The sequence below is a fragment of the Pseudarthrobacter sulfonivorans genome (assembly GCF_024391045.1).
Taxonomy (GTDB): Bacteria; Actinomycetota; Actinomycetes; order Actinomycetales; family Micrococcaceae; genus Arthrobacter; species Arthrobacter sulfonivorans_B.
In genome coordinates, this window is sequence record NZ_JANFCZ010000020.1 from 1 (window position 1) to 21944 (window position 21944).

Genomic DNA, 21944 nt, shown 5'->3' on the forward strand with positions numbered 1-21944 from the left:
ATACCGGGCCGGGCCGGCTCCTGATCGCCGTCTATGCGGTGTTTGCCATCTCGGCCACGGCCCGGGCCGGCTACCAGATCCTGACCAAGTTTTCCGATGCCCCGCTGGCGTACCTGCTTTCCGCTTTCGCCGCCCTGGTGTACCTTGTGGCCACCGTTTCCCTCGCCAAGGCGGGCAGCACGTGGTTCAAGGTGTCGCTGACCGCCGTGCTGGTGGAACTCATCGGCGTCCTTGTGGTGGGCGCGCTGAGCCTTCTGGATCCGGTCGCCTTCCCGCACGAAACCGTCTGGTCGCTTTTTGGCCGGGGTTACGCGTTCATACCGTTGCTGCTCCCCATCCTCGGGCTGGTCTGGCTGTACCGCCGCAGGCCGGGCAAGCGCGTGGCCGACGCGCAGATCTAGCCTCTACTTCATACCGAACAGGCCGCCAAGGAGGCCGCCCAGCCCGCCGGGCTTGTCAGCTTCCGCCGTCCCCGTCTCAGCCTCCGTCTCCGTTTCCTGGCCGGGCAGATCCACCTGGATGGCCTCAGCGGGCTGAACTGAGGGTGCCCCGGGCAGGCGCTGAAGCCCGGGCTGTCCTGCCCCGTACGGCTGTTCTGCCCGGGCCGGCTGTTCCGCCGCGGCTGGCTCTTCCGGGGTTCCTGGGTCGAAACTTTGGTCCGTCCCAGCGATGTCATCCGCGCCTGTGTTGGAAGCGCTGCCGGCGCCCGCTCCGCCGCCGAGCAGCCCGCCAAGCCCACCGAGAATGCTGTCCAACACCGAACCCTGCCCCGCTCCCGCAGGTCCGCCTCTGCCCGCTCCCAGAATTCCACCCAGGATGCCGCCGAGGTCAATGCCGCCGGCTCCAAGTCCGCCAGCACCGGCACCGCCTGCTCCAGGTCCACCGGGCTGCGACGCCTGCCCGCCGCCCTGGCCGCCCTGCCCGAAGATCTTCTTGGCGAGGTAGGACATAACAATCGGTGCCAGGATCGGCAACGCCTTGCGAATGAGGTCCCCGCCCACACCGCCAAGCCCCGCTGTGCCGGCCAGTTGTGCGGCCACCTGATCCTGCTGGCCGCCAAACACGTGGCCAACGATCTTTTCGCCGTCGGCCGTATCAACCTGGTTCACGTCAACGCCCCCGTCGAGCAGGCCATTCTGGTGCTGACCGAGGGCGGATTGCAGCGCGGCGGCGCCGTCGGGAGCCTGGGCGTTGGTGTGCATACCCGCCAGCAAGGTGGGGAGTGCCGCTTCCACCGCGGTCTGCGCGGAGGCCGGGTCGGTGCCGAGCAAGGACGCCACTTGGTTGACGTCAATCTGGTTCAGGAGATCGTGAATCTCGGACATTTGGTACTCCTTCAGCGCCGCGGCGGTACGCGGACATGGTTTGTTTGCGGCACGCGGGGTGTGTCGTAGGAGGACTGCCCTTGAATCGTAGTCCCGGTGCCCGGCAGGCCACTAGGGAAAAGCGGCGTGATTTCCAGCCTGCCGCCAGTTCCGGGCCGCGTCAGGAGGGCCGCCTGAATGCGGGTAATCTTAGAGAGTTCCGGCGCCGGCGCGTTCGGATAGATGTCAGTGCAGGCAGTAAAAGGCGAGGTTGATGGTCTACATCTGGAACGATCCGTCCGAGGTCCCGGCGGACTTTGGTCCCTCCGTGGTCACTTTCGGCAACTTCGACGGCGTCCACCGCGGCCACCAACAGGTGCTCTCCGAGCTCATCCGGTCCGCCCGCATTAACGGGACCAAAGCCGTGGCTGTGACCTTTGATCCGCATCCGGCGCTGATCCACCGGCCGGAGACCGCACCGGAAATGATCATGGGGCTGGCGGACAAGCTCGCGGCCCTGGGCGAGTTGGGCCTGGACGGCATCCTGGTCATGAAGTACTCGCTGAACCTCGCCAGCTTGACCCCCGAGGAATTTGTGGGCCAGGTCCTGGTGGACAGCCTCCACGCCAGCCACGTGGTCATCGGTCACGACGCCCGGTTTGGCCGCGGCAACTCAGGGGATCTCGACACCATGAAACAGTTGGGCGAAAAGTTCAACTTCGACGTCGAGGTCATCAGCGAGTTCGGCTCCGAAGGGTACCCGCTGCATGACGACGGCGGCACTGACCGCCGCTGTTCCTCCACCTGGGTGCGTGAGGCACTTCAGGAAGGCGATGTCGCCACGGCCGCAGAAGTACTGGGCCGTCCCCACCGCATGCGCGGCGAAGTGGTGCACGGTGCCGCCCGGGGACGTGCCCTCGGGTTCCCCACCGCCAACCTCGCCCACGAGGCCAGCGGGTTTGTGCCGGCAGACGGAATTTACGCGGGCTGGCTGGTTGACCAGGCCGGCAGGCGCTGGCCCGCCGCCATTTCCGTGGGCTCCAATCCAACCTTCGACGGCGTGAGCCGCCAGGTCGAAGCCCACGTGATCGACCGCCCGCATGAAGAGGTGGAGGACTTCGATCTGTACGGCCAGACAGTAATTGTGGAATTTGTGGCGCGGCTCCGCGGCATGGTGGCTTACCGTGGGCCTGAGGCTCTCGTTGACCAGATGCGGCTGGACGTCGTCCAGGCCCACGAACTCCTGGCCAGGCGCTGACCCGGCCCACCGGGAACCGAAGGCGGCCGTCGTGAAGGAGAAAGGCAGCGCAGTGACCGTTGAGAAGAACACCCGCAAGCTGGACAAGGGAATCGTCCGCGATTTCAGTTCCCGGATGAGCTACGCATCGTACCTTCAGCTGCCCACCCTTCTCAGCGCCCAGCAGCCGGTCAGCCAGCCCGAGCACCACGACGAAATGCTGTTCATTATCCAGCACCAGACCACGGAGCTGTGGCTGAAGCTGGTGCTGCACGAACTTCGTAGCGCGGCTGCCTGGCTCCGCGCCGATGATCTTGGCTCCGCGCTCAAGGGCATCGCCCGCGTCAAGCACATCCAGAAGACACTGACCGAACAGTGGTCAGTCCTGGCAACGCTGACGCCAACGGAGTACTCCCAGTTCCGCGGCTTCCTGGGCAGTTCCTCCGGCTTCCAGTCCAGCCAGTACCGTGCGGTGGAGTTTGTCCTGGGCAACAAGAACCGCAAGATGCTGCCAGTGTTCGAATCGGATCCGGCCGCCCACGCCATGCTGACGGAGCTGCTCAATGCCCCCAGCATCTACGATGAGTTCCTCTCGTACCTGGCCCGCCAGGGCTACAACGTGCCGCCGACCGTTTTGGACCGCGACGTCACCCGCGCCCACGAGTTCTGCCCGGAGCTGGTGCCGCTCTTCAAACACATCTATGAGAACGCGGCGGCCAACTGGGGCGCCTACGAGGCCTGCGAGGAACTCGTCGACCTGGAAGACAACTTCCAGCTGTGGCGGTTCCGCCACCTGCGCACCGTGCAGCGGACCATCGGCATGAAGTCTGGAACCGGCGGATCCAGCGGTGCCGCGTTCCTTCAGAAGGCACTGGAACTGACCTTCTTTCCTGAACTTTTCGCAGTACGGACGGAGATCGGCCAATGAGCAGCGCTACCGATGCAACGATGGAAAATCACGACGCCGCCGCCCTCCTGGACCGGGCTGCGCACCTTGATGCAGTGGACCCGTTGGCTGACTTCCGGGACCACTTCATCGGCACCGATTCAGACCTGTCCTACCTCGATGGCAACTCGCTGGGCCGGCCGCTGAAAAGAACAGTGGACGATATCAGTGCCTTCATTCGGGACGGCTGGGGCGGGCGCCTGATCCGCGGCTGGGACGAGGAATGGCTCGACCTGCCGCAGGTCATCGGCGACCAGGTGGGCCGGTCCGTCCTCGGCGTCGCGCCGGGCCAGACCGTCATTGCCGACTCAACCACCGTGGTGCTCTACAAACTGATCCGTGCGGCCCTGGCCGCCGTGGCTGACCCGGCCCGGACAGAGATTGTCCTGGACACCGACAACTTTCCCACTGACCGCTACCTCGTTGAGGGGATCGCCCTGGAGGAAGGGCTGACCCTGCGGTGGATCGAAACCGATCCAGCAGCGGGGGTGACCCCTGACCAGGTGCGGGACGCAGCCGGACCAGCCACCGCCGTCGTACTTTTGAGCCATGTGGCGTACCGCTCCGGCTTCCTCGCCGATCTGCCGGCCATCACAGAGGTTGCACACAGCGCGGGGGCCCTGGTGGTCTGGGATCTGTGCCATTCAGCCGGTTCGGTGGAGCTGGACCTCGACGCCGCGGACGTGGATTTTGCCGCAGGGTGCACCTACAAGTACATCAACGGGGGCCCCGGTTCGCCGGCCTTCGCCTACGTCAATGCCCGGCACCTGCCCGCGCTGAAGCAGCCGATCTGGGGGTGGATGGGGCGCAAGGACGCGTTCGAGATGGCCGCCGGCTACGAGCCTGCGCCGGGCATCCGGGGTTTCCTCAGCGGCACGCCTGCCATTTTCGGAATGCTGGCCATGCGCGGGACCTTGGACCTCATCGAGGAAGCCGGCATGGCGGCCATCCGGCAGAAGTCAGTGACATTGACCGGCCACGCCGTGGAACTCTACGAGGCGTGGCTCAAGCCGCTGGGGGTGGAACTGGCGTCACCATGGGATCCGGAACGGCGTGGGAGCCACATCACCCTTGACCATCCGGCCTTCCGCGACGTCACTGCGGCGCTGTGGGAACAGGATGTCATTCCGGACTTCCGTGCGCCGCAGGGAATCCGGATCGGACTTTCTCCGCTGAGCACGAGCTTCGTGGAGGTTCACCGGGGAATGGCCGCGGTCAGGGAACTCCTGCAGCGGTAATTGCCCGCTCGCGGTGGGGCTGTTTTCCTTGCCCCCGAGCGGCGGTTTCGACAAGTCTGCGGACCTGCCGGTAAACTGGGCGTTGGATCTGGCTGCAGTCCGTGGCGGCTGGTTCCTGCCATGCGTGGAAAAACCCTGATATTCAGGGAATTCCCGCGCGGGCAGACCCGGCAGTGAATTACTGATTCGGGCCTCACGGCACATCTCTAGGAGTTATTGTGGCACTTGACGCCGCTGTAAAGCAGTCCATCATCAAGGATTTCGCAACGTCCGAGGGCGACACCGGTTCGCCGGAGGTCCAGGTTGCAGTCCTGACCCAGCGGATCAAGGATCTGACTGAGCACATGAAGGAGCACAAGCACGATTACCACACCCAGCGCGGTCTGCTGGCCATGGTTGGTCGTCGCAAGCGCATGCTCGCCTACCTCAAGAACACTGACATCACCCGCTACCGTGCGCTCATTGAGCGTCTCGGCCTGCGCCGCTAGTCAGGCTTAAGGGGCGGCCCTTTCCCTTGTGGATCGGGCCGCCTTCTTCAGAAGAAAACTAAACAGGAGGATCAACCGCATCACGCATTCGCGGTCCTCGGTAGTGATCCCCGGGAACGGCTTCGTTGATTGAAGCCACGGCCCGTGGATCTCGATCGACGACCGGGTGCAGGGACAGTAGACAGATGCTGGCCTGGGTTGATGCGGCTGGACTCCGTGAAACAGAAACGGAGGTGACTCTCTTGGAGGGTCCCGAAATCCAGTTCTCAGAAGCAGTCATTGACAATGGCCGCTTTGGCAAGCGTGTAATCCGCTTCGAAACCGGCCGCCTCGCCAAGCAGGCAGCCGGCGCAGCCATGGTGTACATCGACGACGACACCGCGCTGCTCTCCGCCACCACCGCAGGCAAGCACCCGCGCGAAGGCTTCGACTTCTTCCCGCTGACGGTTGACGTTGAAGAGCGCATGTACGCCGCCGGCCGCATCCCGGGCTCGTTCTTCCGCCGTGAAGGCCGCCCCTCCACGGAAGCCATCCTGGCTTGCCGCCTCATGGACCGCCCGTTGCGCCCGGCCTTCGTCAAGGGCCTGCGCAACGAGGTCCAGATCGTGGTGACCGTTCTGGCCATCAACCCGGACGAGCTCTACGACGTGGTGGCCATCAACGCCTCCTCCATGTCCACCCAGCTCTCCGGCCTTCCGTTCTCCGGCCCGATCGGCGGCGTCCGCGTTGCCCTCGTCGCCGACGAGAACGGCTCGCAGTGGGTTGCCTTCCCCAAGCACTCCCAGCTTGAGAACTCAGTGTTCAACATGGTTGTGGCCGGCCGCATCGCCGGTGACGACGTCGCCATCATGATGGTCGAGGCCGAAGCCACCGACAACTCCTGGAACCTCATCAAGGAACAGGGCGCCACCGCCCCCACCGAAGAGGTTGTTTCGGAGGGCCTGGAAGCTGCCAAGCCGTTCATCAAGGCACTGTGCGACGCCCAGGCCGACCTGGCTGCACGCGCCGCCAAGCCCACCATTGAGTTCCCGGTCTTCCTGGACTACCAGGACGACGTCTACGCAGCTGTTGAGGCCGCCGCCGCCGAGAAGCTGGCTGCCGTCTTCCAGATCGCTGACAAGCAGGACCGCGACGTTGCCACGGACGCCCTGAAGGACGAAACCACTGCTGCCCTGGCCGGCCAGTTCGAAGGCCGTGAGAAGGAGCTGTCCGCAGCATTCCGCTCTGTCACCAAGCAGGTTGTCCGCCAGCGCATCCTCAAGGACCAGGTCCGCATCGACGGCCGTGGCCTGACGGATATCCGCCAGCTCACCGCTGAAGTTGAGGTTCTGCCCCGCGTCCACGGCTCGGCCATCTTCGAGCGCGGCGAGACCCAGATCCTGGGTGTCACCACGCTGAACATGCTCAAGATGGAGCAGCAGATCGACTCGCTGTCGCCCGTCACGCGCAAGCGCTACATGCACAACTACAACTTCCCGCCGTACTCCACCGGTGAGACCGGCCGTGTGGGTTCGCCCAAGCGCCGCGAAATCGGCCACGGTGCCCTGGCGGAACGCGCCCTCGTGCCCGTGCTGCCGTCCCGCGAGGAATTCCCGTACGCCATCCGTCAAGTGTCTGAGGCTCTCAGCTCCAACGGTTCGACGTCGATGGGTTCCGTCTGCGCCTCCACGCTCTCCATGCTCAACGCCGGTGTGCCGCTGAAGGCAGCTGTTGCAGGTATCGCCATGGGCCTGGTCTCCGACCAGGTTGACGGCCAGACCCGCTACGCAGCCCTCACCGACATCCTGGGCGCCGAAGATGCCTTCGGCGACATGGACTTCAAGGTTGCCGGTACTTCCGAGTTCGTCACTGCCATCCAGCTGGACACCAAGCTCGACGGCATCCCCGCTTCCGTGCTGGCAGCAGCCCTGAAGCAGGCCCGCGAAGCCCGCCTGCACATCCTGGATGTCATCAACTCCGCGATCGACACCCCTGACGAGCTCTCCGAGTTCGCGCCGCGCGTCATCGCGGTCAAGATCCCCGTTGACAAGATCGGCGAGGTCATTGGGCCCAAGGGCAAGATGATCAACCAGATCCAGGAAGACACCGGCGCTGACATCTCCATCGAGGATGACGGCACGGTCTACATCGGCGCCACCAACGGTCCGTCTGCAGACGCAGCACGCTCCGCCATCAACGCCATTGCCAACCCGCAGGTTCCGGAAATCGGTGAGCGTTACCTGGGTACAGTCGTCAAGACCACCACCTTCGGTGCCTTCATCTCCCTGACCCCGGGCAAGGACGGCCTGCTGCACATCTCCGAACTGCGCAAGCTGGCCAACGGCAAGCGCGTGGACAACGTGGATGACGTGGTTTCCGTCGGCCAGAAGATCCAGGTGGAAATCACCAAGATCGATGATCGTGGCAAGCTGTCACTGTCCCCCGTAGTGGCTGAAGAGGAAGGCGCTGGCGACAGCGTTGACGCTTCCGCTGCAGAGGGCGCCTCCGAAACGGAATAGTTCACCGACGCGGAGCTACGTGCTCCTGCATCACAGCATGAATCGGCGGGGCCGGTGGATGATCCACCGGTCCCGCCGCTGTTACGATGGCAGCCAGATCCGGCCGCCGCTCCTGAAAGGCTTCAATTGACTGTTGTACCCCTGCCGCTTGAGCAGAACCAGCCCGGCGACACCTTGGTCCACGGGTCCGACGGCGGCTCCGTTGTCCGCCGTTCCGTGCTTCCCGGCGGCGTACGGGTGCTCACGGAGGCGATGCCCGGACAGCGTTCGGCAACCATCGGGTTCTGGGTAGGGGTAGGCTCACGCGACGAGGCTCCCGGCCAGCATGGTTCCACGCACTTCCTGGAACACCTTTTGTTCAAGGGCACGAAGCGCCGCACCGCTCTGGAAATCGCCTCGGCCTTCGATGAAGTGGGTGGGGAATCCAACGCGGCGACGGCCAAGGAAAGCACCTGCTACTTCGCGCGTGTACTGGACACGGACCTGCCCATGGCCATCGACGTCATTGCGGACATGATCACCGGCGCGGTCCTGGACCCGGCCGAAATGGAGCAGGAACGCGACGTCATCCTGGAGGAAATCGCCATGGACAGCGATGACCCCACCGACGTGGCGCACGAAAACTTCGTCGCCTCCGTGCTGGGCACGCATCCCCTGGGCCGGCCTATCGGCGGCACTCCGGCGGCTATCCGCGCGGTCGCCCGGGACTCCGTCTGGGATCACTACCGGCGCTACTACCGCCCGGACGAGCTTGTCATCACCGCCGCCGGAGGCCTGCAGCACGACGTCGTCTGCAATCTCGTGGTGGATGCCCTCCACTCCGCCGGCTGGGCACTCGAGTCCGACGCAGCCCCAGTGGAGCGCCGCTCCACAGCCCGCGCCGAGATCGTAGGCACTGCCGGCCTGCACGTGGTTAAGCGTGCAGTGGAGCAGGCCAACATCATCATGGGGTGCCCCACCATCGTGGCCACCGATGAACGCCGCTATGTCATGAGTGTCCTCAACGCCGTGCTGGGCGGCGGGATGTCCTCGCGGCTGTTCCAGGAAATCCGCGAGAAGCGCGGCCTCGTGTACTCCACCTACTCGTTCGCCTCGTCGTACGCCGACGCCGGCTACTTCGGGATGTACGCCGGGTGCACCCCGTCGAAGGTCCGGCAGGTGCTTGATCTGTTGGGGCGGGAACTGGACAAGCTCGCCGAGGGCGGGATCTCCGACGACGAACTCCGCAAGGCCGTAGGGCAGCTCTGCGGCGGCATCGTCCTGGCCCTTGAGGACACCGGATCCAGGATGTCCCGGCTGGGACGGGCTGAACTCGTCTCCGGCGAATACCAGGACATCGACGAAACGTTGCGGCTGATCAAGTCCGTCACCGTCCAGGAAGTCCAGGACCTTGCCCGGGAGCTGGCGGCGGCGCCCCGGACAGTCACAGTGGTCGGTCCATTCGAGGAGACGGAGACGTTCGGCCTCTGACGGGGTGGCGCCCTTCGGGTTAGCCGGGCGTCAGAGGGGCATCCGGTCCGGAGACACCAGTCGGTTATTAGCCGGTCCGGACGCACCCGTCCGTTGGTGCCCGGTCCGGGAGTACGGGTCTGTTAGTACCCGGTCCGGACGCACCCGTAGGTTGGTGGGCCGCGGTGGAGCAAGGATCGTGGGATTTCTGTCCCGATGCTTATTTTGGCGGGCCATAATGTAGCCATGAACTCTTCGCAGCCGGGTATGTTGCACGCAGTGCTGGAAGAGTTCCTGGGGCACTGGCGCGGAATCACGCATCTTGTCCCGTCGGCTTGGGGACCTGAACGCTCGGCCGTGGCGGAGATCAGCTTTACCCGGGCGGCCGGAGGTTTCGCGGTAGTGCAGAGCTACCGGCATACGGAAGAAGACGGCACTCATTTCGACGGCCATGGCGTGTTCACAGTGGATCCTGATCATAATGACGTCCTTTGGTATTACGTAGACAGTATGGGCATGCCGCCCGGAACTCCGGCACGCTGCCTCTGGGTGGATGGAGTCCTGCGCGTGGAACGCCACAGCGACCGGGGGAGTGCGCGCCACACCTTCCGAGTCTCCGACGGCGTGCTGACCCACACCGCCGAACTGCGCATTGGCGATGCCCAGGATTTCGTTCCGTTCATGACGTCGGAGTGCCGCCGCCACTGACGCGCTCCCGGCTTCGCCCGGCCTGTTGGGTCTCGTCGCAGCACGAGGCTAAGAACCTGTGCTCCCGGCGGCGTGGCCTTATGGTCGGTAGGTGTCCCGCGCTGCTCCGGAGGAGCGGCGCGGCGCGACTAGTCAGCACGGCAATCGAACCGGGCAACGCTGATGGCCGTGGCGCCATCATTGGTGCACTTAGTTAGGTGGTGCCACTCTTTGTGGCCCCCTCATTAAGCAGCTTCCACCGGATCGATGGATGATCCGGTAACTGGACTGCTCAATCGCCTGATTCTGCGGGCGCGTGTGATCCGGTAGGCGGACTGCTCAGTCGGCTAAATTTGCGGGAGCGTGTGACTCCTCAGTCAGTTCTTTAGTCGAGCTGACAATCCAACTGGGTGGGTTGTCGGGCCAGGTGGGTGGTTCCCAGTCGGGTGGTTCGCTGTGGTACTGGCGTCCGGAGGGTGAGATCCAGCCGGGTGGTGTGTCTTGGGTGGGTTCGGTGGGTGTCCAGGCGGTGGTGTGGCGGAGCCTGTGGTGGCGGTGGCAGGGCTGGCCAAGGTTTGAGACCCCGGTGGTCCCGCCGTCGGCCCACGCGAGGATATGGTCGGCTTCGTTATCCAGGGACTGGTTAGTACAGCCGGGGAAGGGGCATCGCCCGTCGCGGAGCCTGAGCCATTGGCGTTGGGCTTTGGTGACCCGGTAGCTGGACCGGCCGATCTCCAACGGTGCCCCGTCACGGGGGTCGATCAGGACCCGGTGGAAGGAGTCTGCGCCGTCGGCGATCAGCCGCCGGGCCATGGACGGCGGGATCGGCCCGTACCCGTCCAGCATCGCCGGTTCCTCCGTCACACCCAGTAAAGCCATCACCGGGACCGTGATCAGCACCTGCGCCCGCGGCGACGGCACACCAGCACCCCCACCGGCGCCCGGGCCGGGGCCACTGCCCGGGCCGGCGGATCCGCCAGCCAACCCATCAGCGCCAATGCCGGCCCGCATAGCGGACAGGCCGTCCGCGGCCCCGTTGAGCGGAGCTGTCTGGTTTGGGTTTTCTCCGGTGATGTTCTCGACGTCGGAGGTGCAGGTCCCGCCCAGGAGCCAGGTGGCTGCGTTGTCGGCGCGGAGCTGGGTGAGGGTGCGGTCCTCGCCGGGGCCCTGCATGGCCCGCGCGGCGGCGGTGGTCCGTTCCCAGATCCCCGACGCGGTATCGGCCGGGAGGTAGGCCGAGAGCCAGGCCATCCCGTCCCGGTCCGGGGCAAACACCACCCGCCGGTCCGTTACGCATTTGGCATAACGCTTTTCGATGCTCACCGGGTGGTGCCGCTCCCGCCACAGCCGGGCCTTGGCCCGGAACCGGCCGGGAACCAGATCCCCGACCGGACAACCCCGCGCCGGGCCCACCGCATCCGGGCCGAGAAAGTGCGCTTCCAACGCCTGCGCGCCATCGGGCCCGAGGCTGCTGGCCTCGTCCACCATGATCCGGGCATGCTGCCACGACACCCTCCCGGCCTCCAACGCCGCCATCGTCAGCGGCAGGGCCGTGGTCAGCTCCCGGGCCTCCACCAGCAGCCCCGCGGCCGCCGACTCTCGGACGGTCAGGGCACAAGCGACCTCTGCGATGACGGCCATCTCCTGGGCGGTGTTCTCCTGCGGGGACGCAGGAGGCGGCGCCTGGGCTTCCACAGCACGGGAGTAGCCCGCCGCAAGGTGAACTCTCAGTGCTGATGCCTGGGCGTCAATCCGGGCAGTCTCAGCCAACCCGTCGAGGAAATCATTGGCCAGCGCCCGCAGCGGATCGGCGTCACGGTCGTCCCCGCCTGTGCCGGACCCGATCGGTGCTTCTCCCCGCAAAGCCGCGGCAAGCGCAGTGGCAGAAGCCGCCAAGGCCTCCGCCGCTTCCACCGCCGCTCTACGATCCATACCCACAGCATCCCAGCAAGCCGGGGCAAAAAACCCGTGGATTGGCGGCTATGTGGATAACTCTGGGGTACCCCTGCAAACGGGCACGCAGCCCCCGGTAATCCTGGTAAACAGCAACGGGCACGCAGCCGCCGGTAAGGCTGGGCCAACTCCACCCGTCGCGTCAGCCTTTGCCGATATCCCTATCCGCCGGCGAACGGCGGCAACACGTCCACCACGTCGCCCGGGTTCAGGACAGTGGCACGGTCCTTAACTGCCACCTCGTTCAGCAGGAAGCTGCTCCGGGCGAGGAGCCGCTGCAGGGGAGGAGTTCCGGTGGGGGGCTCGGCGCGTTCCACGGCGAGAACCGCTTCGAGCAAATCGGCCACAGTCGCCCCCAACGGGAGATCGTAGGCTTCCTCTTCCACACCTGCGGCAGCGCGCGCGGCAGCGAAGTAACGTACGTTCAAGAAATTCAGCCTCCGATGGCGCTCATGCTGCGGTCCGGCTGGACGAAGTCCGCCGCACCGAGACCCGTGTGGTCCATTCCGTGCGCCTTGGGCTTGACCCACATGGCATCCTGCCACCGCTCAGCCAGGGCTTCATCGCTGGCGCCTTCCCGCAGAAGGCCCAGCAGATCAAACTCTTCACGCGAGAACAGGCAGCTCATGATCTTGCCCTCGGCGGTGATCCGGGTGCGCCGGCAGTCAGCGCAGAACGGCTCCGTGACGGAGGCGATGATGCCCACGGTGCCCAGCACCGGACCCTCCGCGCCCAGCTGCTCCGCATCAGAACCAAGCGGACCCGCAGCCCCGGCCACCCGTCGTCGTACTTCAAAACGCTCGGCAGGGGCGCCGTCGCGGGCGCGCGGGTCCGGGCTCAGGACATAGTCCACGGAAAGCAGGGAACGGATTTCGGCGGCCGTGATCATGTTCCGGCGGGTCCAGCCATGATCGGCGTCTAGCGGCATCTGCTCGATGAACCGGAGTTCGTAGCCACGTTCCAGGGCCCAGGCGAGCAGTGCGGGCGACTCGGCGTCGTTGATCCCCCGCATCAGGACGGCATTGAGCTTGACCGGGCCCAGACCCGCCGCCCACGCGGCGTCGACCCCGGCCAGGACACGGTCCAGGAACGGACGACGGGTGAGCTTGGCGAAGGTCTCTTCGTGCAGGGAATCCAGGGAAACATTGATGCGGGTCAGGCCCGCAGCCTTAAGTGCGGCGGCCTTCTTATCCAGTCCAACACCGTTGGTGGTCATGGAGATCGGCAGCTCGGGATGATTGCTGCGCAGCGCGGCGATGATGTCCACCAGGTCAGCCCTGACCAGCGGCTCACCGCCCGTCAGGCGGAGTTCGCGCACGCCCAGCAGTTCGACGCCGACGCGGACAATCCGCACAATCTCGTCCGCGGTCATCACTGCCTGCTTGGCAAGCCACTCAAGGCCCTCGGCCGGCATGCAGTAGGTGCAGCGCAAGTTGCACTTGTCCGTCAGGGATAACCGCATGTCGGTGGCGCGGCGTCCGTACTGGTCCAGCAGCCCGGACGGGGTGCCGGCCGGCCGGGCAGGCGGCAGGCCAGGACCGACGCTGTCCCGGGATTGCGGCATGCCTAGCTGAATGCTCATGGATTCAGGCTACGCCACCCGGGCCCGCTCATCACGTTCGCGTCGCCCCGCACCCGCCGCATCTCCCGGCAGCTGCAACTTCCCGCCGATAAGAGGCCAAGTCCGGCGCCGCCAGGCTGCCACACTCCTATGCTGGAGGTGTGAACAGGTTCCTGCCCGTGGATGAAACGGCCGACGACGGCGCGAGCTCCGGAACGAGGCACCGTACCTTGCGTGCCGCACAGGGCGGCCGCTTCCGGGCAGCTGCGTCAGGGACTGTTTCCGCGGTCGCAGCCGTTGTGGTCGGAGAGCTGCTCGCCGGACTGCTCAGCCCGTCCTTGTCTCCTTTGGCAGCAGTCGGCGGGGCATTGATCGACGCCCTTCCGCCGGGAGTGAAGGAATGGGCCGTCAGCCTCTTCGGCACCGCAGACAAGACAGTCTTCGTGACCGGCATGCTGATTGTCATCGCTGCCGTTGGGGGTCTCGCCGGAATCCTGGAGCAACGACGACGCTTTGCCGGTGCCGCCGTGATGGCGGTCTTTGGTCTCGTGGGGCTTGTTGCCGTCATCACCCGCGCACAGGTGACGTTCGGCGCCGTTCCGGTTCCCTTGGCCGCAGCCCTTGCCGGTGCGCTCCTGTTGCGGTTCCTGATCCGGCGGCTCCAGGAAGACGCTTCGACCGACGCGCCGGTCCCAACTGGTACCGGCCGGCGCACGTTCCTGCAGGTCCTGGCGGCCAGTGCTGCGGTGACGGCGGTGGCAGGGATCCTTGCCGGGGTCTGGCGCGGCGCCGCCGCGGGTATCAGCACCGCCCGCGAAAAGCTGAAACTGCCCGCGGCGGATTCTGCTGCGCCTGCAATTCCCGCAGGCGCAGAAGTAAGCCTGGACGGCATGCAGCCGCTGGTCACCCCAAACAACGACTTCTACCGGATCGACACCGCCCTGATCGTCCCGGTCATCGACCCCGATACCTGGACACTGCGCGTCACGGGGATGGTGGACCAGGAAATCGAACTGAACCTGGCTGACCTCCTGGCCAAGCCACTCATCGAACGCCACGTCACCATTGCCTGCGTGTCCAACGAAGTGGGTGGCGACCTGATCGGCAATGCGCGCTGGCTTGGGTGGCCGGTGCGGGAATTGCTCTCCATGGCGCGCCCGCAGGCCGGCGCGGACATGGTGTTGTCGCGAAGCTCGGACGGCTGGACCGCAGGCACGCCGCTGGAGGTCCTCACCGACACCAGGGACGCCATCCTGGCCGTGGGGATGAACGGCGAACCCCTGCCGCTCGAACACGGCTTTCCCGTGCGCATGATTGTGCCCGGTCTGTACGGCTATGTCTCGGCCACAAAGTGGCTCACGGAACTCCGCCTCACCAAATTCGCCAACGACGAAGGCTATTGGACGCCGCGCGGCTGGTCCGAGCGGGGCCCCATCAAGACGGCATCCAGGATCGATGTCCCGCGCCAGGGCAAGCGGGTCAGCGCCGGCACGGTGCAATTCGGCGGCGTTGCCTGGGCACAGCACACCGGCATCGGCAAAGTGGAACTGCGGGTCAACCGCGGCACGTGGCAACAGGCAGACCTCGCCCCCGGCATCTCGCGGGACACCTGGTATCAATGGCAGTTGGGCATCACCCTCAGTCCCGGCCAGTACGAAGTCCAGGTCCGGGCCACGGACCTCAACGGTGAGCCGCAGGCTGAGGAACCCCGGCCCGTCGCGCCGGACGGAGCCACCGGCTTCCACACCATTAGAGTTGACGTGAGTCCATGACAGCCTCTACCGAAGGCAGGACCATGCACAGCCCTCCGCATCAGCACGGCGCCGCCCCGCACCAGTCGCGGTCCGTTGCCCGCCACCGCGCCGCAGTCGCCGAACTGCTTGCGCCCCTGCTGACCGGCGGCAAGACGGAAACGCTGGCGCTGCGGGACGCACTGGGGAGGGGCCTGGCCCACGATATTGCGGCGCCCCTCAGCCTGCCGCCGTTCGCGAACTCGCAAATGGACGGCTTCGCCGTCAACAGTTCAGACCTGCCCGACGACGGTGCGGAGCTCAGGGTCGTGGATCCGGTTCCGGCAGGTGCCACGCCCGCGCCCCTGGAGCGCGGGTGCGCTGCCCCGATCATGACCGGCGCCATGATCCCTGACGGTGCCGACGCCGTCGTGCCCGTGGAACGTGCCATCCCGGACAGTTTTCCCGCCCCCGGGGTTGCAAGCACCGTGTGGCTGCCGGCGACGGCGGCGGGCACCTTCGTGCGCGCCGCAGGAAGCGACCTTGCAGCGGGGGAGCAGGCGCTGGCTGCCCGCACGTTCCTCGGGCCGGCGCAGCTGGGGCTTCTGGCCGCCCTGGGCATCAGAGAGGTGACGGTGCACCGGACGGTGACCGTTCTCCTGGCCACCACAGGGGACGAAGTGGTGGAGCCGGGCACGCCGTTGCCGGCCGGGAAGATCTACGACTCCAACGGAACCCTCCTCGAAAGCGCTCTCCGGCAGGCTGGCCTGACGGTGGTGCGCACCGCCATCGCCTCGGACCGGCCCGAAGAACTTCAAGCGCTGCTGCGCAGCCACGCCGGATCCGTGGACCTGATTGTCACCACCGGAGGGGTCAGCAAGGGAGCCTACGAAGTGGTCCGGCAGGCGATGGACGGACAAGCAGCCGAGTTTGTGCACCTGGCCATGCAGCCCGGGGGGCCGCAGGGGATCGGCGAATTCGACGGCGTGCCTTTCCTGGGATTTCCAGGCAACCCGGTGAGCTGCCTGGTGTCCTTCGAGATGTTCCTCCGGCCGGTGCTGTCCGAAATGTTTGGCTCACCCGCCCCCCGGACCAGCCTCCGCGCACGCCTGGCCCATGGCCTCACCTCCCCGCAACACAAACACCAGGTCCGGCGCGGAAGCTTCCAGGCTGACGGCACCGTCCGCCTGGAAGGGGGCGAAAGCTCCCACCTCATGCATGCGCTCGCCGGCTCCAACGCGCTTGTTCATGTCCCGGCTGGAGTCTCGGCGCTCGCGGAGGGCGACGAGGTGGAAGTATGGATGCTGTGAATCCAGAACAAACGCCGGCGCTGACCCACCTGCGCCACGACGGCAGCGCCCAGATGGTGGACGTATCAAACAAGGCCGAAACCACCCGGGAAGCCACCGCCACGGCCACCGTCCGCACCACCCGCGAAGTGCTGGGCCTGCTCGGCTCCGGCGGACTGCCCAAGGGCGACGCCCTGGCGGTGGCGCGCGTCGCCGGGATCATGGCGGCCAAGAAGACACCGGAGCTCATTCCGCTGTGCCATCCGCTGCCGCTGTCCAAAGTCACCGTCGACTTTGAACTGGGGACGGAATCGGTGGACATCCTTGCCACGGTTAAGACCCGCGGTGTCACCGGAGTGGAGATGGAGGCGCTCACGGCGGCGTCCGTGGCAGCCCTCAGCGTGTATGACATGGTCAAGGCCGTCGACAAGCACGCCGTACTGACCGACATCAAAGTGCTGGCTAAAAGTGGCGGCAAGAGCGGGGACTGGACACTGTGAGCGAGGACACTTTCTTGAGCGAGCCGCACACTCACGTGCCGCACGCCGCTGAGCCGCAGGCCCCCGAAGCGCACGCGCACGACAACCACACACACGGCGAGGTCCAGGGCCGGAAAGCCGGAGTTGTGATTGCCTCCACCCGGGCCGCGGCCGGCATCTACGAGGACGAGACCGGCCCCGTGATCACCGACTGGCTCACGGAGCACGGGTTCCAGGCCTACCCCCCAATGGTGGTGCCGGACGGTGAGTCCGTGGGCGCAGCCATCCGGGCGCTCCTCACCCAGCACCCCGCCGTCGTCATCACCAGCGGCGGGACCGGCCTCAGCCCGGACGACCGGACCCCTGACGTGACGCAGCCCCTGCTGGATCGCGAAATCCCAGGGATCATGGAAGCCATTCGGCGCGCCGGAGCGGCGAAAACCCCGCTCGCCGCGCTGAGTCGGGGGTACGCCGGAGCGGCCGGCCGGACGTTTATCATCAACCTGCCCGGTTCGCCCAAGGGCGTCATGGACGGGCTGTCCGTCCTGGACCCATTGATCGGGCACCTGTGCGACCAGTTGGAGGGCCGTAATGGGCACTGAATCAGTTTTCGAAGTGGTCCACGCGGTCTTGAGTGCGGAAGCGATCTCCGTGGAACAGGCCATCGCCGCCGTCGAATCGGACACTGCAGGCGCAGTTGTCAGCTTCAGCGGGGTGGTCAGGAATCACGACGGCGGCAAGCCGGTGGAGCGCCTCAGCTACAGTGCGCACCCCACTGCGCACCAGATGATGGCGGACGTCGTCGCGGCCCTGGTCGCAGAACATTCCCAAGGTTCGTCCGGCGAGCAGCCGGTCCGGATCTGGGCTGCCCACCGCATCGGCCTGCTGGACATCGGGGATCCCGCACTGGTTTGCGCTGTCTCTGCCGCCCACCGGGGCGAGGCCTTTGCCGTGTGTTCCGAGTTGGTGGACCGGATCAAGGAACAGGTTCCCATCTGGAAGGAACAGTTCTTCACCGACGGCACCGTCGAGTGGGTGGGCGCCGGCAGCTGACTCCAGCCTGACCGGCCGGCCGCCGCCTAGGCATTCACGTGTTGCCTTTCGCCGCCGACCCGCATGCGAGGTAACGCACGCCCGCCGGTTCCGTACCGCACCCTGCCCGACGGTAGGGTTAAAGGCATGACCGAACAACACCCCGCTCCCAGCCGTGTGGCTGTCCTGGGCGCCAACGGGCGCATGGGCGCCGAAGCCGTCAAAGCCGTTGAAGCCGCAGCCGATATGACCCTCGTAGCCGCCCTGGGACGGGGCGATTCGCTGGATCAGCTGGCCGCCGCCGGAGCCGAGGTCGTGGTGGACCTCACCGTTCCCGAGAGCACGGAAGCTAACGTACGGTACGCCGTCGAGCACGGCATGCACGCCGTGGTGGGAACCACCGGGTGGGATGGCACCCGGCTCGCCGCCCTCGGAGCCCTGCTCGCGGAGTACCCCGGAACCGGTGTGCTGATCGCTCCCAACTTTGCCCTCGGTTCGGTGCTCGCCTCAGCCTTCGCCGCCAAGGCCTCCAAGTACTTTGAATCCGTGGAGGTCATCGAGCTGCACCACCCGGACAAGGTGGATGCACCTTCCGGAACCGCCGTCCGGACCGCCCAGCTCATCGCTGCCGAACGGGCCGCGGCAAACGTGCCCGCCAGCCCTGACGCAACGACCAGTGAACAGCCGGGGGCCCGTGGCTGCGACGTGGACGGAGTGCGCGTCCACAGCGTCAGGCTGCGTGGACTCGTGGCGCACCAGGAAGTCCTGCTGGGCGGACCGGGGGAGCAGCTGACCTTCCGCCACGATTCCTTTGACCGCGCCTCGTTTATGCCCGGTGTGCTGTTGGGTGTCCGCAACGTCGCGGCGAACCCCGGACTGACCGTGGGCCTGGACGGCTACCTGGACCTGGGGATCTAGGCCGTGGGTCCGTTCCTCGCTGCGTTCCGGAAGAACCGCACCAAGATCTGGGTGGGTGCCGTGACGCTCCTCCTGGTCTTCTACCTGGTGGTTTCCTTCCAGCGTTCCATCCTGCTGCTCACGGACAACAACCTTGCCGCCAAAGCGATCGGCGCCGCGTACCTGGTACTGCCCATCGTCGGTGCCTGGGCGCTCATTCGGGAGCTCATGTTTGGAGCGCGAACTGAAAAGATGGCCAGGATCCTGGAAGCCGAAGGCGGGCTGCCTGTGGACGACCTGCCGCGCACGCCCGCCGGCCGGATCATCCGGGCGGCAGCCGACCAGGAATTCGAAAAGTACAAGGCCGAGGCCGAAGCCGCGCCCGAGGACTGGCGGTCCTGGTTCCGCCTGAGCTGCGCGTACGATGCCGCGGGGGACCGCAAACGCGCACGTGCTTCCATGCGTGACGCCGGCCGGCTCTTCCAGGGGAACGTTCCCGCCAGTTAGGGTCCGCCGATCCGTCCGGTGCGGCCGAGTTGGTTGGCCGCGTGGCCAGCCAACTCCAGCGGTCCGCGCCATTTCAACAGGACAAATACCATGCCGGCGACGATGGCTACAGCGGCGTGCGCAAAGTACATTCCGTCTTCCGTCCAGCCGACGGGCAGGGGCTTCAGGTAGAAGCCCGACACCACCCAGACGTGCGCCGAGTAGAGCGTCAGCGTCATGGCGCCCGCACCGCGCAATGGCAGCAGCAGGTCCAGGTCCAGCCAGTCCGCCAGCTTGCCGAGGAGGAGGCAGGCGCCCACCACCGCCGCGGCCACCCCTGAGGTGTGCGCGAGGTCCAGGGGTGTGGCCGAATGCGGTGCAGCGGAGGCCAGCCACCACCACGATCCTTCCTGCCGGATCCCGGTGAGATTGACCTGGAGCACGCTGTCGAGTGGGTATCCCGGGGCGTTCAGCACCTGCTCCAGTGCTGCGCGGCCGCCCCAGTTTTCCATGGCGGCCGTCCCCAGGGCCTTGGCCAGAGCGGCCACCGCTGTGCCTCCGGTCAGCAGCAGGACCGGGACCAGCGCTGCGGTGAGGGGCAGCCGGCCGATGGCCAGGCCAACCAGCAGGTAGGCCAACCATTGAAAGGCCGGGTAGTAGCCGGTCAGGAACAGCTCACCCAGCAGGGGGAAAGGCGTCGAGAGGTCTTCCCAGGACGGGTTGTGTCCCAGATGGAGCGGCGGGTCCGCCGCCATCAGCCAAGGGCGGAGCAGATAGGCCAGCACCGGCGAGAACAGGATCCAGCCCGCGGCCCAGGCGCACAGCGCCTTTAATTTCAGTCCCAGGAACGGCAGGACGCACAGAAACAGCACGGCATAGTGGACCAGGATGATCGCGACGTTGACTTCCAGCCCGCCCAAGGAAAGTCCGACGGCGGCAATTACCAGTGCGCGCAGGGCCACTCCGCGGCGGGCAGCGTTCAGGGCGGCTCCTTCCAGCGGTACCCGTCTCCCGGTTGAAAGTGCCAGTCCGACGCCCGCCAGTACGGCGAACAGGGCCGCTGCGCGGCCCGAGAACGTCAGGCCGATCCACGTGGGTGTCAGCTCCGCGTTGGGCTCGAACGTGGGCAGCAGGTGGGTGGCCATCATGCCCAGGAGCGCCAGTCCCCTCGCGGCATCAATACCGCGGAGCCGGCTGGCAGGGGAAGCTGATCGAGTGGCCCGCGAGGGACTTGCCGTGGCTCGGGACGTCATGAGGCATGTTCTCACACCGGTACGGCCGGTCCCCAGTCAACATGTCGCCAACCCTCGCTGCCGGTAGGACGCTGGCAGGGTAGTAGGACGCTGGCAGGGTAACTGCCCGGCCCGCACTTGTATTCGAATATATGTTCGAATAACATGAGCGTTATGCACACTCCATTCGAGCCGCAGCGGTTTCCGGAACCTTCAGCCGATGGTGGCCCGCTGCGGCCACCGCCCGGGGTCGGCACCACGGCACAGCCGGCAGGACAGTCGGCAGGATTGATGAGGGCCATGAGCCCCGGGGTGGTTGATTTCCTCTTCCGCCAGCTCGTGGCAGGACGGTCCGCGGAGGACATCCAATGGCAGCAGGAGGGCATCACCCTGACCGCGCAGCCACCGGGAGCCGAACTGGCGCGCCGGTTGGCCGAGACGGATCTGGACGCGCTGACACCCACGGAGCTGTTCCACTATGTCCGTTCCGCCCAACGGCTGGCGGCCTGGGCTGAAGGATTACGGGAGGCTGCAGTTCAGAGGTATTGCCGGCCCGGTGAGGTGCAGGAGGAAAGGTTGCCTGGTGCGCAGGAGCAAGGTGGCTGCCTAGGATAAGGATGTGACCGAGGCCCTGACAGTATCCGCCGTCCAGTACCAGGCCCTGGCTGGCGGGATCATCCCGAATGTCGAGGAACACGTCCGGCTGATCGAAGACGCCGACTCCCACGGCGCCCGGCTGGTGATCTTCCCGGAGATGTCGTTGACCGGATACGATCTCGCTCTGCTGTCCGCTGAGGAAGCCTGGTTGCAACCGGACGATCCCCGGCTGGAGGACCTTCACGAAATTTGCCGCAGGACCGGGATCACAGCCGTTTCAGGGGCGGCCTATCGGGAGCCAAACGGCACTCCCCGGCTGGCATGCGTTGCCACCCACCCGGACGGCACCACCGCATTCAGTTTCAAGACCCACCTTCACGGACCGGAGGAGGCCCTCTTCAGGGCCGGCCAACGTGCCCTGCTCCTCGAAGTGGATGGCTGGCTGGTCGAACTGGCCATGGGCACCGATGCTGCTGTTCCGGCCCGTTCCGCAGCGGCGGCGCCCGCCGGCGCCGATGCCTTTGCCGTGCCGGGCCGCTACACGATGGAGGAGGCGCGGCGGCTTGGCCTGCACCTGGCGGCCAGGGCCATGGATAACCGGATGTTCGGCGTCCTCGCAAACCTCGGCGGAGCCACGCCGGCGGGACCTTCCTGCGGGCTGAGCGGCTTCTGGGGACCGGACGGCTTCCAGATGAAGAATGCCGCCGGTACCGGCACAGAGGTGGTCACGGCCGTTCTGCAGCGGAACGCCGTACGGAAATTCCGTTAATCAGGTGGCCTCGGGGGAGTATGTTTGACGCTTATCACCCCGCCGGCATTGTCCTAACCGGCGGCTGACAGG

At 66.3% G+C, this 21944-nt stretch carries 22 protein-coding genes; 17 read left to right on the plus strand and 5 right to left on the minus strand.

The window, feature by feature from the left end; genetic code table 11:
- On the plus strand, positions 1-401 hold a 401-nt coding region (locus NQJ30_RS13365), incomplete at its 5' end, for a hypothetical protein (protein ID WP_255770427.1).
- 3 nt (positions 402-404) lie between these two features.
- Here the strand turns inward: NQJ30_RS13365 and NQJ30_RS13370 are convergent.
- Positions 405-1325: a DUF937 domain-containing protein gene (locus NQJ30_RS13370; protein WP_255770428.1), complete on the minus strand. Its 921-nt coding sequence runs from the start codon at positions 1323-1325 to the stop codon at positions 405-407.
- Between the two features lie 253 nt (positions 1326-1578).
- Here NQJ30_RS13370 and NQJ30_RS13375 point away from each other — a divergent pair, with 253 nt between their 5' ends.
- From NQJ30_RS13375 to NQJ30_RS13405, 7 genes are all read left to right on the plus strand, one after another.
- Positions 1579-2562, plus strand: a complete 984-nt coding sequence (locus tag NQJ30_RS13375; RefSeq protein WP_255770429.1) for a bifunctional riboflavin kinase/FAD synthetase — start codon at positions 1579-1581, stop codon at positions 2560-2562.
- A gap of 52 nt (positions 2563-2614) precedes the next feature.
- On the plus strand, positions 2615-3469 hold the full coding sequence (gene kynA / locus NQJ30_RS13380) for a tryptophan 2,3-dioxygenase (RefSeq protein ID WP_255770511.1): 855 nt from the start codon (positions 2615-2617) through the stop codon (positions 3467-3469).
- Positions 3466-4725 carry a kynureninase gene (gene kynU, locus NQJ30_RS13385; RefSeq protein WP_255770430.1) on the plus strand — a complete coding sequence of 420 codons (1260 nt, stop codon included), beginning with the start codon at positions 3466-3468 and terminating at the stop codon, positions 4723-4725. Before kynA ends, kynU begins: the two co-directional genes overlap by 4 nt.
- Before the next feature lie 218 nt (positions 4726-4943).
- On the plus strand, positions 4944-5213 hold the full coding sequence (rpsO, locus tag NQJ30_RS13390) for a 30S ribosomal protein S15 (RefSeq protein WP_255770431.1): 270 nt from the start codon (positions 4944-4946) through the stop codon (positions 5211-5213).
- A gap of 242 nt (positions 5214-5455) precedes the next feature.
- Positions 5456-7711 (plus strand): polyribonucleotide nucleotidyltransferase, encoded by a 2256-nt coding sequence (locus tag NQJ30_RS13395; protein WP_255770513.1) that lies wholly within the window; start codon positions 5456-5458, stop codon positions 7709-7711.
- Between the two features lie 126 nt (positions 7712-7837).
- On the plus strand, positions 7838-9181 hold the full coding sequence (locus NQJ30_RS13400) for a M16 family metallopeptidase (protein ID WP_255770432.1): 1344 nt from the start codon (positions 7838-7840) through the stop codon (positions 9179-9181).
- Between the two features lie 225 nt (positions 9182-9406).
- A complete protein-coding gene (locus NQJ30_RS13405) occupies positions 9407-9868 on the plus strand; it encodes a DUF1579 family protein (RefSeq protein ID WP_255770433.1) in 462 nt (153 codons plus the stop codon).
- Between the two features lie 318 nt (positions 9869-10186).
- On the opposite strand, the gene NQJ30_RS13410 is transcribed toward NQJ30_RS13405, so the two are convergent.
- The 3 genes from NQJ30_RS13410 to moaA all read right to left on the minus strand — a co-directional run bounded on the left by NQJ30_RS13410 (position 10187) and on the right by moaA (position 13382).
- The gene (locus NQJ30_RS13410; RefSeq protein WP_255770435.1) at positions 10187-11779 is read right to left on the minus strand and encodes an HNH endonuclease signature motif containing protein; all 1593 of its coding nucleotides are present in this window, start codon (positions 11777-11779) and stop codon (positions 10187-10189) included.
- A gap of 182 nt (positions 11780-11961) precedes the next feature.
- Positions 11962-12228 carry a MoaD/ThiS family protein gene (locus tag NQJ30_RS13415; RefSeq protein WP_255770436.1) on the minus strand — a complete coding sequence of 89 codons (267 nt, stop codon included), beginning with the start codon at positions 12226-12228 and terminating at the stop codon, positions 11962-11964.
- 5 nt (positions 12229-12233) lie between these two features.
- Positions 12234-13382, minus strand: a complete 1149-nt coding sequence (gene moaA / locus NQJ30_RS13420) for a GTP 3',8-cyclase MoaA (RefSeq protein WP_374113265.1) — start codon at positions 13380-13382, stop codon at positions 12234-12236.
- Positions 13383-13591: 209 nt separating this feature from the next.
- Here moaA and NQJ30_RS13425 point away from each other — a divergent pair, with 209 nt between their 5' ends.
- The 7 genes from NQJ30_RS13425 to NQJ30_RS13455 all read left to right on the plus strand — a co-directional run bounded on the left by NQJ30_RS13425 (position 13592) and on the right by NQJ30_RS13455 (position 19295).
- Complete coding sequence (locus tag NQJ30_RS13425) at positions 13592-15133, plus strand: molybdopterin-dependent oxidoreductase (RefSeq protein ID WP_255770515.1); 1542 nt, start codon at positions 13592-13594, stop codon at positions 15131-15133.
- Between the two features lie 23 nt (positions 15134-15156).
- Positions 15157-16401, plus strand: a complete 1245-nt coding sequence (locus NQJ30_RS13430; protein WP_374113268.1) for a molybdopterin molybdotransferase MoeA — start codon at positions 15157-15159, stop codon at positions 16399-16401.
- Positions 16389-16880, plus strand: a complete 492-nt coding sequence (gene moaC / locus NQJ30_RS13435; RefSeq protein ID WP_255770439.1) for a cyclic pyranopterin monophosphate synthase MoaC — start codon at positions 16389-16391, stop codon at positions 16878-16880. Before NQJ30_RS13430 ends, moaC begins: the two co-directional genes overlap by 13 nt.
- Positions 16881-17005: 125 nt before the next feature.
- Entirely contained in the window at positions 17006-17461 is a 456-nt protein-coding gene (locus NQJ30_RS13440) for a MogA/MoaB family molybdenum cofactor biosynthesis protein (RefSeq protein WP_255770516.1), read from the plus strand.
- A complete protein-coding gene (locus NQJ30_RS13445; protein ID WP_255770440.1) occupies positions 17451-17912 on the plus strand; it encodes a molybdenum cofactor biosynthesis protein MoaE in 462 nt (153 codons plus the stop codon). Before NQJ30_RS13440 ends, NQJ30_RS13445 begins: the two co-directional genes overlap by 11 nt.
- Positions 17913-18038: 126 nt before the next feature.
- Positions 18039-18809, plus strand: coding sequence for a 4-hydroxy-tetrahydrodipicolinate reductase (dapB, locus tag NQJ30_RS13450; RefSeq protein WP_255770441.1), 771 nt, complete (start codon positions 18039-18041; stop codon positions 18807-18809).
- A 3-nt stretch (positions 18810-18812) separates the two neighbouring features.
- A complete protein-coding gene (locus NQJ30_RS13455; protein WP_255770442.1) occupies positions 18813-19295 on the plus strand; it encodes a hypothetical protein in 483 nt (160 codons plus the stop codon).
- On the opposite strand, the gene NQJ30_RS13460 is transcribed toward NQJ30_RS13455, so the two are convergent.
- Entirely contained in the window at positions 19292-20527 is a 1236-nt protein-coding gene (locus NQJ30_RS13460; protein WP_255770443.1) for a heparan-alpha-glucosaminide N-acetyltransferase domain-containing protein, read from the minus strand. The two genes, NQJ30_RS13455 and NQJ30_RS13460, sit on opposite strands and share 4 nt — an antisense overlap.
- 153 nt (positions 20528-20680) lie before the next feature.
- Here NQJ30_RS13460 and NQJ30_RS13465 point away from each other — a divergent pair, with 153 nt between their 5' ends.
- The gene (locus NQJ30_RS13465) at positions 20681-21121 is read left to right on the plus strand and encodes a hypothetical protein (RefSeq protein WP_255770445.1); all 441 of its coding nucleotides are present in this window, start codon (positions 20681-20683) and stop codon (positions 21119-21121) included.
- 4 nt (positions 21122-21125) lie between these two features.
- Positions 21126-21872, plus strand: coding sequence for a carbon-nitrogen hydrolase family protein (locus tag NQJ30_RS13470; RefSeq protein WP_255770446.1), 747 nt, complete (start codon positions 21126-21128; stop codon positions 21870-21872).
- Positions 21873-21944: the final 72 nt, after the last annotated feature.

Coding starts and splice junctions, on each gene's coding strand:
- dapB (WP_255770441.1), top strand. CDS start 18,039: ATGACCGAACAACACCCCGCTCCCAGCCGTGTGGCTGTCCTGGGCGCC.
- NQJ30_RS13375 (WP_255770429.1), top strand. CDS start 1,579: ATGGTCTACATCTGGAACGATCCGTCCGAGGTCCCGGCGGACTTTGGT.
- NQJ30_RS13370 (WP_255770428.1), bottom strand. CDS start 1,325: ATGTCCGAGATTCACGATCTCCTGAACCAGATTGACGTCAACCAAGTG.
- moaC (WP_255770439.1), top strand. CDS start 16,389: ATGGATGCTGTGAATCCAGAACAAACGCCGGCGCTGACCCACCTGCGC.
- NQJ30_RS13405 (WP_255770433.1), top strand. CDS start 9,407: ATGAACTCTTCGCAGCCGGGTATGTTGCACGCAGTGCTGGAAGAGTTC.
- kynU (WP_255770430.1), top strand. CDS start 3,466: ATGAGCAGCGCTACCGATGCAACGATGGAAAATCACGACGCCGCCGCC.
- NQJ30_RS13410 (WP_255770435.1), bottom strand. CDS start 11,779: ATGGATCGTAGAGCGGCGGTGGAAGCGGCGGAGGCCTTGGCGGCTTCT.
- NQJ30_RS13465 (WP_255770445.1), top strand. CDS start 20,681: ATGCACACTCCATTCGAGCCGCAGCGGTTTCCGGAACCTTCAGCCGAT.
- NQJ30_RS13460 (WP_255770443.1), bottom strand. CDS start 20,527: ATGACGTCCCGAGCCACGGCAAGTCCCTCGCGGGCCACTCGATCAGCT.
- NQJ30_RS13430 (WP_374113268.1), top strand. CDS start 15,157: ATGCACAGCCCTCCGCATCAGCACGGCGCCGCCCCGCACCAGTCGCGG.
- NQJ30_RS13445 (WP_255770440.1), top strand. CDS start 17,451: ATGGGCACTGAATCAGTTTTCGAAGTGGTCCACGCGGTCTTGAGTGCG.
- moaA (WP_374113265.1), bottom strand. CDS start 13,382: ATGAGCATTCAGCTAGGCATGCCGCAATCCCGGGACAGCGTCGGTCCT.